Consider the following 12,218-nt stretch of genomic DNA (forward strand, 5'->3'; position numbering starts at 1 on the left):
GCATTATTTGATGTCCTGTCTATTTTACTTATTGCGCTTTGCCGTATGAACCTGTCTTAAATGTAGTCGGGTCATACCATTTGTACCCTGCCGCAGGTGCAGCCCATGGCTCAAGTTGCGGCTCGGTAGACGCAGCCGGAGCTTCGATCGGAAGCAGGCTTGTGGCTGTATCCAATGTCAGTCCTGGCACTTGCGCCAGACTGGTGTAACTCTCTTTGACCGCGAGCCATTTCACAGTATTGACAAGGAACGTTGCATCATCCACTTCTTTGAATCCATCATAGGTCTTCTTGGTCGCACCGGTCTCTTCACGCAAATATTTCGGAGTAGCGTCTTCCACAGGTGAAGAGTCGCCGATAAATGCGGCTTTGCCCGCACCAACCTTTGCAATCGCAGCATAGGCTCCTTCAGCTCGTCCACCACCATTGTATACGCCCTGATCCACGGCATTGCCCCACTTGGACACACCACTTGGTACATATACCAAACCTTTGGCCTTGTTAGGGTCTATAATCGCAACCGTCGATCCCGCATGCATGGCTACAGAATTAACACCAGCCGTAATGCCGAAGGATTGAGCAGGTGCAACGATATCCGATGCATTCACATCTCCAAGGGCATTATAACGGAAACGCACACCAAAGTTCGTCGCCAGCCAGTCTGAACTCGTCACACTCTGCATGGCTGGTGATTCGGCTTCAGCCGAAGACATGCCTTTGGCTGGATTCAGGAAGGCACCGCGGCGATAACCGTTGAATACTTCGGAAGAATCCCAGCGGTTTTTGTTGCGGTCTGCATTATAGTGGTCGGAGATGAAGAAAATGCTCCCTCCGTTCTGCACGTATTGCACCAGCGCAGCCTGTTCAGTCGCTTTGAACGGCACGTTGGCTTCGCCAATGACAAAGACGTCGTAATCTTTCAATTTATTATAGGTGATGGCTTGCTCACCGAATGTATACGGGATGCTGCGTTCCAGCTGATCCACGGCAAAGCCTGAGTTTCGCAAACCATTGGCAAAATCCGAAAATGCCCCGTCAATAATCCAGTCGGCAGCACCTGCTGTCTGGGCGTGGGTATTATCGAACAATACTTTCTTGCCGGTACCATCCGGCAGTGTTGTGCCCGGGTTCGGTTCTGGATCAGGATTGGTTGTTCCGGAGGAAAGTGTGATGGACGTTGGGTTTTTGACTCCTGCATAGCTGTTGTAGGCACCAAGGGTTCCGGTTACGATGATCTTTTTGCCTACAAGACTGGGGTTGGACGCCAATCCATATTGCGAACGGAAAGATGAGGGAATCTGTACATCCAATAATCTGGCGTTGGTTCGCTCTGACGCTGAATCTGCAATCAGAACATTAAAATCATTGGCATACGGAGATGTAAACTTCGCGGTAAGTGACCCGGTGGCATGTCCAACAATGATTCCTTCAACCGTTGCTGTTCCTCCACCGCTCTGGGCAGCGATGGCCTGAGATACCGTAAGTGGTGCTGCAGCTTGTACCGGACTTTGCGAACCCGGCCCCAGCAGTGCATTTGCCATCATGATAAAGACCAGGAATGCCCCGATCCAGTGCTGCCATAACGCCTTTTTCATATTCCCTTTCTCCTCCTCCAAATTACCTGATATTGGGTTATCCTCCTTTAATTTAATTGTTCATATGCTGAATTCCTCTTTCTTTTTGTAAAGTTTATGAAAAAGTTTAGAAGTTGAGTCTATTGGCCCATACTGATGATCATTAGAATTCCATTTACCGAAGGAGTACAACGATGATGAAGTTGGTATTTTTGTTGCTCTTGTTAATTGTTCCGCTAATTATGGTTTATGTTGCTCTTCGTTTCCGGATGGTCACCCGAGTATTCCATATTCTTGCGCTACTCTGTTTCTACAGTGCGGCAACTGTTATCGCTGGTGATGTGTATGCGACGAATGCTCATATGACCACATTCACTACCGAGATTCACCATTTCCTGTTGAATGGCTGGTTCTTGTATCCGTCCGCATATCTCGGTGTATACATTCCCTATGTGCTGTGGATGAGCCTATTTTCAGAAAAAAGTTAAATTCGATGCGGACTTGGGATTGCATTTTGCCAGCGTTCATTGCATAATGAATATATAAACGTGATAATGATTATCATTATTGAACTTGTCTCTTTGTAACTTTCTACTGCATATGATTTTACGATTTTATAGATAAAGGGGAACGAACATCGAATGAATACAACTCTGCAAAAGGCTGACCTGCAGCTTGACGATTATTTGGATCTTCTGAACCTGGCAACCAACCTGGGTGATACGAGATGGCAAAAGGAAATTATCCGTAAGCTGGCTTATACTTATCCCGCAGTTCAATGTAAACAACCACAATAGCATTCCACATACTTACATAGCTCAATAACCCATTCTTTACATGAATCGGTTATTGGGCTATTTTTATTTTACAATATAATTGATCTAAACATTTACACGAGAAACGGAGAGGACAGAAATAACCTGAAGAAGCGGAGCGTTCGCCTTTATCCCCGGATTTTCCCCTTTGAAAAAGGAATCAAAAAAATCTGGGGGTAACAGCGATCGGAAGGTTGTTCTGTCATCGGAGTGGCAAGTGTAATATTCTTTAGTTCAATTGATATAGGAGTGAACAACGATGCAACTGGAGACTGACAGACTGATCATCCGGGAGATTCGGGAGACCGATTGGGAGAGGATTCATGCTTACACATCCATGCCGGAAGTTACACAGCATACAGCGTGGGGGCCGAATACCGAAGAAGATACACGAGCTTATGTGGAATTTGTGTTGGACATGCAGCAGACAAAACCACGAGAAGGCTATGAACTGGCGATATGCTTGAAAAAGGAGGGCATCCTGATCGGTGGTGTTGGCCTTCACATCGAAAAGACGAACGCTGAGATCGGTTACGTCCTTAATCCCGCCTATCAAGGAAAAGGTTATGCCGCCGAAGCAGCCAGTGCTCTACTAGGCTTTGGCTTCAATACACTTGGTGTACACCGCATCTACGCGAAATGCCGCCCGAACAACAAGGCTTCCGAGAACGTTATGCAGAAGATCGGCATGCAGCGAGAAGGGCTATTACGCGAGCACTGGTTCTACAAAGGGGAATATCATGATTCGTGTCTATATTCGATTCTTGCAAAGGAATATGCAGGTGAACAATTTCAAAGAAACACAAAAAGCTGACTCCCATATATGGGACGCCAGCTTTTCTTTTACTCCGTAACGACCCCAATCGCCAATGGAGGTGAGGCCTTAAAGCCTCATTTGGAATCCAAATCGAATTTGTTCCTCAGGAATGCAACCATTGTTCTTCCCTCAACTCGGAACACACCGGAACAAGCTATGTTACAGTCGGCACAGCTCTACCGGACAGCTTGGGAATGTCGGACATCCGCACATACAGCGCAGGGCTGCCAGATCACGAATCATCAGTTTGCCGTCCATCATATCCAGCGTACCTTGTTCCTTCCATGCCCCCAGCATCCGCGTTACGCTCTCCCGGGTAGCTCCAATCATCTCAGCAAGATCGGTATGGTTCAGCTTCATGTCCAGCACAATGCCATCCGGTGTAACCCTGCCATACGAATTGCTGGCACGGATCAGTGTCGAAGCGAGCGCACCCGCCTTGCCATAGAGCAGCAGATCACGGAATCTCGACTGGGTGATCCGCTGCGACAGCGCCATCCATTGCAAGAATTTCAAGGCCAGATCACCATGTTTGCTGAGTATACTTTCCAGATCGCTAAGCGAGATAATGGCCAGTTCCCCTTTTTCCGCCATCTCTGCACTGTAGCTATGATTCAATCCGCCGATGCCGCCGAATTCACCGATGAGATCGCCGCTTTGCTGAATGGATAAAATAATTTCCTTGCCATCCTCCGTCGACTTGGTCATTTTCACTCGTCCCGAACGAATGTAGTACAGATATCCGGCTTCATCGCCTTCGAGAAAGAGACTATACCCCGACTTCACCCGTTTGGGCTGCATTTTTGCTTCAATCAGGTCCCATTGCTCAGGTGTAACGAACGAAAGGATTCCGCCTGTTTCCCGTGTCATTTTGCCCGCCTCCGTTTGTTTCTGCTCTGCTCTTTGGGTTGTTCTTTCTACAAATACTGTACCCATAACCTTCGTCCCCCTCGGTGATTCCTTATGTATCCATCATACCGCGAAAGTAGCGCGAGGGTTATCGGGGGATTACCTGATCCTTATCGAGAAACTCCCTGAATTTGCTGTGAGAAAAGTCACATTTCACCGATATGCCTCATCCTTCGCATTTCTTCAATCCCTTGGTGCACCTGAATCAGGAGCCCTCCACTGCCCATGTTCAGTAAATTATAGAACGGAAATAGGGGTTTTCCCTGAATTACAACGTACGAGAAAGGGTCTACAATAGAACTAACATTGTAATACCCTTACTTTAAGATGATCCTAAAAGGTTAATGATAATAATTACACGTCACGTACGTTATAATTTCGAAAAAGGAAGTGTCCTCTCATGCATGATGAACTGCCATCTGGCATTCAGGAGATGATCGACGGCCTGCGCCTGAACACATCCAGCGACTTCTGTGGACTTGCCTGTCTGAATGGGACGATGCTACGCTGGAAGTACACCTCTGGGGCTAGTAATGAACGGGTGAAACGCATGGAAATGCGCCCCGGACAAGATCTGGTGGGCACAGCCCTTCGGACTGGACGCACAGCTCGATCTGATGCCCAATCCACCGGGGAGCATACACCCGGTCGTTGCCCGTTAATGCTTGCTGAGCGGCTGGTAAGTGCCATAGCGGTACCTGTGTTCCAGGAAGGAAGCGTGCCTGGCGCCGTGCTGCTCGTTGGCAGCAGATTGCCTTGCACCTTCTCACCGGACATGGTCCGGCAGACGGAGCAAGTCGCTCTACATCTTCAGCCGAAGGTGTTTGGATAAAGTTTGAACTAGAGCGTGAGAGAAGCTATTCGGAGATTAAAGCTCTGAATGGCTTCTTTTTTTGTTATGATATAGATAGAACTAAGGAAGCGGACAGGGGGAAATCATGTGATTCAACTATTAGTTGTAGACGACCATGTTGTCGTGCGTTCCGGGCTGATCGCCTTACTTGAAGGAAAGAATGATATACATATCGTTGGAGATGCCGCAGATGGCGATGAAGCCATTGCCAAGGCTCAAGAGTTGAAACCAGACGTAGTCTTGATGGATTTCAGCATGCCACCAGGCAAAGACGGTCTGACCGCTACCGCTGAATTGAAGAAATTGATGCCGGATGTCTCCATTTTGATACTGACCATGCATGACGATGAAGAATATCTGTTCCGCGCCATCCACGCGGGAGCATCTGGATATATACTCAAAAGTGCACCGCATGAAGAATTGCTTGCCGCAATTCGTTCCGTAGCAGAGGGTAGCGCCTATCTGTACCCAAGTGCGACCAAGCGGCTGATGAGTGAATACCTGGACAAAGCCAAACAGGAAAACGCCGGACCGTATGACACGTTATCCGAGCGGGAGAAAGAGATTTTGTCCTGGATTGCCAAAGGATACGCCAACAAGGAAATCGCCGAACATCTGATCATCAGTGTCAAAACGGTCGAATCCCACAAAAGCAATCTGATGGAGAAGCTTGGCCTGCGCACACGACCGGAACTGGTGAAGTTTGCCATGAAAAAGGGGTTGCTGAATTTTGAGTAGTGCACGCAAGAACAGACTAAGTGGACTCGCAGACCAGCCCGTACGCCTCCTGCTGAACGAAATCGATAATCACATTACGGATAATGAATTTCGCAGCAGGTTGAAGGGTTCCCTGCATCAACTGAGTGATCTGAAATTTGCCCTGGATGAATCCTCCATTGTAGCCCTGACAGACCGCAAGGGGAAAATCCAGTATGTGAATGATAAATTCTGTGAAATTTCGCAGTATGAGCGCGAGGAATTGATCGGTAAGGATCATCGAATCATTAATTCCGGATACCATGGCAAAAGCTTTATGAAAAACCTGTGGGAGACGATATCCTCAGGTAAAGTCTGGAACGGGGAAATTCGCAATCGTGCCAGAGATGGCAGTCATTATTGGGTCAACACTACCATCGTGCCTTTCCTCGATAACGACGGGGAGCCATATCAATACCTGGCTGTACGTAGCGAGGTCACCAAGCTGAAATCCGTCGAAGGTGAATTGCAGAAGATGATGTCCCAGGTCATGAACATTCAGGAAGAGGAAAGACGCCGGATCTCGCGTGAACTGCATGACGGGATTGGACAGAGTCTCTTCTCTCTGGTGATTCAAATGGACCGACTGCTGGCAGAACAGCCTCACGCCGGAGTTGAAGCACTGCGTAAGCAGGTCACGGGTATTATGGAAGATGTACGCGGTATGGCATGGGAGCTGAGACCATCCGTTCTGGATGACCTGGGTGTTGTTCCGGCGATTCGTACGTATATCGAGAATTACACCCGTCACTACGGGATCGAAGTTGATCTGGAATGTAATTTGCGCAAACGTCTGGAGATGAACCGGGAGATCGCCATCTACCGGATTATTCAGGAAGCCTTAACCAATGTCGCGAAGTATGCCGATGTTGCCGAGGCACGTGTTACTATAGAAGACGCTGAGGACATGACGATGGTTATTATTGAAGACCAGGGTGCCGGATTCAGCGAAGCAACTGCTGGGAATGGCGTTGGATTGTTCAGTATGGAAGAGCGTGCCCGTGGTGCAGGAGGAACGTTAAGAGTGTCTTCCGAGCCTGGGGAAGGGACCACCGTTACCCTTTTATTGCCCAAGACAGCCCAAGCATAACCGGACATACTTCGTATCACACTTTGCGCTTCACTTCAGCTTATCTATTATTTAACGGCTGCTCGCTATTGGACTGTGCGAGTGGTCTTTTTATTTTCCGATTGGTCGAAATGACAAAATGAAGGCTCAAAATCGGTTAAATTCAATAATCATGATAAATAGATTGACTCCAGTTACGATTCGTCATTAAACTATGAATGCCACATACACATTGTATGTTCAGTAAAATTTCATTGTTCATTTCATATAGCGAAAGAAAAGGATGGTCAACATGTCAGAGAAACGCTCCTCCAAAGGGGGAGAAATTCCACAAATGTACAATCTGGACGAGATGGATCGCAAAATCATCGCCGCGCTTCACCACAACAGCCGGATATCCTATACGGACCTGGGTACACAGATCGGGTTGTCGCGTGTGGCTGTTCAGGCGCGCATTAATGCGTTATCCGAAAAAGGAATCATCGAACGCTTCACCGTTGTAATCAACCCTGGCAAAGTTGGGCTTCAGGTCTCGGCCTTTTTCAATGTCGATGTTGAACCGCCCTTCCTGGATGAAGTCGCGGAGAAACTGGATGAAGAGCCTGCCGTCACCAGCCTTTATCATATGACAGGCCCGAGTACCCTGCACATGCACGGTATTTTTGCGGATATGGAAGAGATGGAGCAGTTCTTGCTGGAGAAGCTCTATAAGATGCCGGGTATCGTCAAAGTGGAATCACAGCTATTGTTGAAACGTTATAAAAGCCGGATGGGCATGAGACTCTAGGAGGAAATCAGCATGGGTTGGAAAGATTACAACGGTCTCGTCATCGGAATGGTACGGACCGGAATTCTCGGATATGGCGGTGGCCCTTCGGTTATTCCGTTAATCCGTTACGAAGCCGTTACGCGTTACAAATGGGTCAGTGATGAGGAGTTCGGCGAGATTTTGGCTATCGCCAATGCCCTGCCGGGTCCCATCGCGACCAAGATGGCCGCATATCTTGGTTATAAAACCAAAGGTGTGCTGGGCGCGATCGTGTCCGTACTCGCTCATATTTTGCCGACAAGTATTGCCATTATTGCTCTGCTCGGTTCCATGTACGCGCTGCGCGAGTCGAAAGTGGTAGCCGGCATGGTAGCCGCCGTGCGGCCGGTCATTTTTGTCATGCTGGGCATGATGGCTTATGAATTTGCCATGAAAGCCTGGAAGGGACTCGGTAAAGTTTTTGCCGCCCTATTCGGGGTGATTGCCTTTGTATCGTTACAACTACTGAATATCCATCCAGGGATTGTGATCGCGGTTTTCCTTGGATATGGTGTCTTCCATCTGGATCTGGTTCAGCGCTTCAAGTCCAAAGGCAATTCCGATAAGGGGGTGTCCTAAGGATGCTCCAAACCTGGTGGGAATTATTTTGGGGATTTTTCGTAGCAAACATCTTGGGATATGGGGGCGGTCCGGCTTCGATTCCGCTCATGCAGGAAGAGATTGTGAACCATTACCAATGGATGACCACAGAGCAATTCGGGGATGTACTGGCGATTGGTAACGCCCTTCCCGGGCCGATTGCAACCAAAATTGCTGCATTTGTCGGGTATCACGTGGCAGGCTGGTTCGGGGCATTTATTGCAAGTTTTGCTACAATCGTGCCTTCCGCAACCGCACTAATTATATTACTTCGTCTGTTGAACAAACATCGCACGTCACCGAAAGTCAAAGGCATGACCCTACTCGTGCAGCCGGTTATCGCTGTACTCATGATTCTGCTCACATGGGAATTCGGGCAGCTATCCACCGATTCCATCGGCATCTGGCAGACGTTGATCATTGCAGGCATCTCCCTCTGGGTCATGACCAAGACCAAGCTGCACCCAGCCATTCTGATCGTGATCGCTTTTGCCTATGGTGCGCTGGTACTGTCTCACACGATGTAGTTATAGAACCTACAGGGAACGATCCCTGAATATGACGTTTCAGATTCGTTAGCGCTTGAAGACATGCTCTAGTTTATAGACCAAAAAACGGTGATACCAGCTATTAGCTGGCATCACCGTTTTTTATTTGCGCGTTTCACGGTCACATTTGGAAAAGCAATTACTTCGCTTCAACCACTACCGTTACTTTGGTTTTCACACCTGCAAATGTCACCGTAATTGTTGCTTTACCTTTGCCGTTCGCCTGAATGATTCCATCTTTCACCGATGCTGTTGCAATACGGGAAGATTTCCAGAGAGCCGGTTTGGATACATTAGCTTCACTGCCATCAGCATACGTTGCAGTAGCCGCCACAGTTACCTTTTCACCAGGTTTCATGGTCAACGTCACTTTATCCGTCTGCAAATATTTCAGTGTATCCACATCTAGAGCAATCGTTACAGACTTGCTACCGTATTTGGCTGTGATTTTGGCTTTACCTGAACCTGTAGCTTTGACTTTACCTTTGGTCACTTGAGCTACTTTGTAGCTGTTCGTTTTCCATTCAGCTTTGTCCGTAACATCACGCTCGCTACCGTCGCTCAAGAAGGCAGTTACCGTCAGATCAGCTGTATCGCCTGATTTCAGGGAAAGGACCGGCTCGGAAGCTTCAATACGTGTGATGACATCCACTTCAACTTGGATCGTCACTTTTTTGGAGCCATATTCTGCTGTGATGTTGGCTTTACCACTGCTGTTACCTGTGATCACGCCTTTTTTCACATCCGCTACACGTGCATTGCTGGATTTCCAGGTTGCTTCGGATGTAACATCCAACGTGTTGCCGTCCTCATCCGTACCTGTTAGAAGGATCGTCTGAGTTTCTTTGGCAGACAGAACAACGAAGTTCACATCTGCTTCCAGTCCACTAGCCATACCTACTTCAACAGGCAGAGTCAGTGTTTTGCCTTCAATCTTCGCGGTAATGGTTACTTTACCTGTAGCAACACCTGTGATAACCCCTTTGCTATCTACCTCAGCGATTTTGTCGCTGCTGCTGCTCCAAGTTGCATCTTCAGATACATCTTTGGATGTTTCACCATACAACGCCAGTACTTTGGCAGAAGTCGTTCCACCCACGGCTACCGATGCTTTTTTCTTGTCCATCTCATACTTGTCTGCTACGTCTACATTCACTGTAAACTTAGCTGTTTTACCGCCATAAGCTACAGTGATCGTAGCCGTACCGGATTTGTATGCAATCAGATCGCCGTTTGATACATATACGACATCTGGATTGCTTGAAGTCCATGTTGCTTTGGAAGTTACATTTTCTGTACTGGCATCAATATATTCGGCATTGGCTACCAATGTCTTGGACTTGTTATCTCCCGTAACACTCATGGCGAGTTTGTCATTTACATCTTTGATATCCAAATATCTTGCCGTATCTACATCTACAGCAATTTCTACAGTTTTTCCACTATAGGTTGCTTTGATTGTTGTTGAACCTGCGCTAATGGCTGTAACTTGTCCCTTGAATACCGTAGCAACCTTCTCGTTGCTCGATGTCCAAGTCGCTTGATCCGTTACATTCACATCACTGCTATTTGGATAAGAAGCCGTAAGAACGATATTAGCCGTTTTGGTTGTCTCGCTCAAACGGAAGAAGATGCTTTGTTTCTCCACACTCAGCTTGCTGGTCAGATCTACATCCACGTCAACGGATACGGATTTCGTACCGTATTTGGCTGTGATCTTGGCAGAACCTGCCGAGTATCCTGTAATTTCGCCTTTAAGAACGTCTGCAACCTTCTCATTGCTGGACGTCCATTCCGCCAGATCAGTTACATCTTTGGTTGTGCCATCTGGATACGTAGCCGTCACTTTCACACTTTCACTTTTGTTCAACAACAGGTTAACCTGTTGTTTATCTACATCTACACGTTTAACCACTTCAACGTTAACATCCACGGTCACACTTTGGCTGCCAACTTTCGCAGTAATAACTGCCGTACCCGCGCTTTGTCCAGTTACTTTACCATTCACAACGGTAGCAACCTTCTCATCACTGGTAGACCATTCTGCCGTACTTGCTGCTGCATTATTTGTTTCATTGTCACTATAGGTTGCTGTCAAAATAATTTCTTTTGTATCTCCCGTGCGCAAATCCAGACTTTGCACGTTTTTCGAAAGGGCTTTGACCTTCTTTGTCACTTTCACTTGAACGGTCTGACTCTGACCCTGGTAAGCTGCGGTAATCGTCGCTTTACCTTCCTTTTTGGCCGTGATTGCACCATTATATACAGTTGCTATCGAAGTATCTTCGCTACTCCAGGTTGTACTAATCGTTACATTAGCCGAGGTATTATCTGAATATACCCCTGTCACCGTAACAGACCCAGAATCACCAACTTCGAGCGACATCTCATTCTTGGAAACCACAATTTTGGACAGTTCTTTGTCTGCCGCAGCGGCCAAGCCTACGTTGGAAATACTCAGCATCAACACCAGCATCATCACCATGTACTTGGTCAATCTTGGCTTTAACATCATTTCCCCCCGATTATCATCATTTTTTTCCTTATGTTTTATGTCGGCAAGTCCTTTCCAGATGTTTAGACTTTCAGGAAATTTTCAGGGAATTCTATGGAAATTAATTTATCTTCTATTCCTGTTTCAACCGATCATACCTGCGAATATTGCGCATACCTATGTATATTGACTGTCTTGAACTTCTTTTAACAGGATTGGAGGAAACATAATGCGTCAGCCTTTTGATTACATCGGGTATTGGGAGGAAACATATCGTTCGGGTGAAACTTCCGGGAGGGGTTCATACGGGGTTTTGGCTGAATTCAAGGCCGAGGTCGTGAACGGACTGATTCAACGTGAAGGGATTCATCGTGTCATTGAGTTTGGATGTGGGGATGGCAACCAGTTGCAATACATGAATTATGAGGACTACCTGGGCGTGGATGTAGCGGCTTCTTCAGTAAAGCGTTGTGCTTCCCAATTTGCCAAGGATTCTTCCAAGAGTTTCATGCTGTATACACCAGGACTATGGATTAACCGAGGTTTCCTGCAAGCCGATCTGACGGTCTGTCTGGATGTGTTATATCACATCACGGATGAAACAGATTTTCGTAATACCCTCTATGATATTCTGCACTCCTCAACAGCATGGGTGGTGCTTTACACCCGTTTGAAAGAAAACGGCAACCCGGGGATTGATACAATCCAGGACCGTAATCTGTTCGAATATCTCTTCGACTACCCTGATTTCAAAGTTCATGAGATTATTCCGCAGCGCTATCCAGATCAATCTTCTGCCGACTTTGTCATCCTGAGACGTACGCCTTCGAAGTGAAAAGCGATTTTTTCAGTAAAGCATAACTAAGTCTGCACCCCAACTGGACCCGTAAGAATGAGTATTCATAGGCCAGATATTCTTTTGTCCTCCTTCGATTATGTACACCATCCGCCTGTCCGCTCACCTTGATTTTCTATT

The 12,218-nt window shown here is 47.2% G+C and carries 13 protein-coding genes; 10 read left to right on the forward strand and 3 right to left on the reverse strand.

Translation table 11 applies throughout. The features are described 5' to 3' along the window. Positions 1–28: 28 nt before the first annotated feature. Positions 29–1,543, reverse strand: a complete 1,515-nt coding sequence (locus QF049_RS21490) for a DUF6359 domain-containing protein (RefSeq protein WP_307543366.1) — start codon at positions 1,541–1,543, stop codon at positions 29–31. Between the two features lie 224 nt (positions 1,544–1,767). Between QF049_RS21490 and QF049_RS21495 the strand changes: the two genes are divergently transcribed. The 3 genes from QF049_RS21495 (at position 1,768) to QF049_RS21505 (ending at position 3,202) form a co-directional block, all read left to right on the forward strand. Then, a complete protein-coding gene (locus QF049_RS21495) occupies positions 1,768–2,061 on the forward strand; it encodes a hypothetical protein (protein WP_307540483.1) in 294 nt (97 codons plus the stop codon). Between the two features lie 153 nt (positions 2,062–2,214). After that, positions 2,215–2,370 carry a hypothetical protein gene (locus QF049_RS21500; RefSeq protein ID WP_017691064.1) on the forward strand — a complete coding sequence of 52 codons (156 nt, stop codon included), beginning with the start codon at positions 2,215–2,217 and terminating at the stop codon, positions 2,368–2,370. Between the two features lie 277 nt (positions 2,371–2,647). Next, entirely contained in the window at positions 2,648–3,202 is a 555-nt protein-coding gene (locus QF049_RS21505; protein ID WP_307540485.1) for a GNAT family N-acetyltransferase, read from the forward strand. A gap of 162 nt (positions 3,203–3,364) precedes the next feature. On the opposite strand, the gene QF049_RS21510 is transcribed toward QF049_RS21505, so the two are convergent. Further along, positions 3,365–4,141 (reverse strand): Crp/Fnr family transcriptional regulator, encoded by a 777-nt coding sequence (locus tag QF049_RS21510; RefSeq protein ID WP_223868873.1) that lies wholly within the window; start codon positions 4,139–4,141, stop codon positions 3,365–3,367. A gap of 373 nt (positions 4,142–4,514) precedes the next feature. Between QF049_RS21510 and QF049_RS21515 the strand changes: the two genes are divergently transcribed. The 6 genes from QF049_RS21515 (at position 4,515) to chrA (ending at position 8,727) form a co-directional block, all read left to right on the forward strand. After that, positions 4,515–4,946 (forward strand): GAF domain-containing protein, encoded by a 432-nt coding sequence (locus tag QF049_RS21515; RefSeq protein WP_076332600.1) that lies wholly within the window; start codon positions 4,515–4,517, stop codon positions 4,944–4,946. Between the two features lie 108 nt (positions 4,947–5,054). Beyond that, positions 5,055–5,705: a response regulator gene (locus QF049_RS21520; RefSeq protein WP_017691068.1), complete on the forward strand. Its 651-nt coding sequence runs from the start codon at positions 5,055–5,057 to the stop codon at positions 5,703–5,705. Then, entirely contained in the window at positions 5,698–6,813 is a 1,116-nt protein-coding gene (locus QF049_RS21525) for a PAS domain-containing sensor histidine kinase (RefSeq protein ID WP_307540490.1), read from the forward strand. The genes QF049_RS21520 and QF049_RS21525 overlap by 8 nt, the downstream gene beginning before the upstream one ends. Before the next feature lie 271 nt (positions 6,814–7,084). Further along, positions 7,085–7,579, forward strand: a complete 495-nt coding sequence (gene chrS / locus QF049_RS21530; protein WP_036616550.1) for a chromate efflux transcriptional regulator ChrS — start codon at positions 7,085–7,087, stop codon at positions 7,577–7,579. Positions 7,580–7,591: 12 nt separating this feature from the next. Next, entirely contained in the window at positions 7,592–8,179 is a 588-nt protein-coding gene (gene chrB / locus QF049_RS21535; RefSeq protein ID WP_307540492.1) for a chromate efflux transporter ChrB, read from the forward strand. A gap of 2 nt (positions 8,180–8,181) precedes the next feature. Further along, entirely contained in the window at positions 8,182–8,727 is a 546-nt protein-coding gene (chrA, locus tag QF049_RS21540) for a chromate efflux transporter ChrA (RefSeq protein ID WP_017691072.1), read from the forward strand. Positions 8,728–8,887: 160 nt separating this feature from the next. Here the strand turns inward: chrA and QF049_RS21545 are convergent, their stop codons facing one another. Next, positions 8,888–11,233: an Ig-like domain-containing protein gene (locus QF049_RS21545; RefSeq protein WP_307540494.1), complete on the reverse strand. Its 2,346-nt coding sequence runs from the start codon at positions 11,231–11,233 to the stop codon at positions 8,888–8,890. Between the two features lie 238 nt (positions 11,234–11,471). On the opposite strand from QF049_RS21545, the gene QF049_RS21550 reads away from it, so the two are divergent. After that, on the forward strand, positions 11,472–12,077 hold the full coding sequence (locus QF049_RS21550) for a methyltransferase domain-containing protein (protein WP_091019980.1): 606 nt from the start codon (positions 11,472–11,474) through the stop codon (positions 12,075–12,077). Positions 12,078–12,218: the final 141 nt, after the last annotated feature.

Origin of the sequence: Paenibacillus sp. W4I10 (assembly GCF_030816325.1) — a bacterium.
GTDB lineage: Bacteria > Bacillota > Bacilli > Paenibacillales > Paenibacillaceae > Paenibacillus > Paenibacillus amylolyticus_B.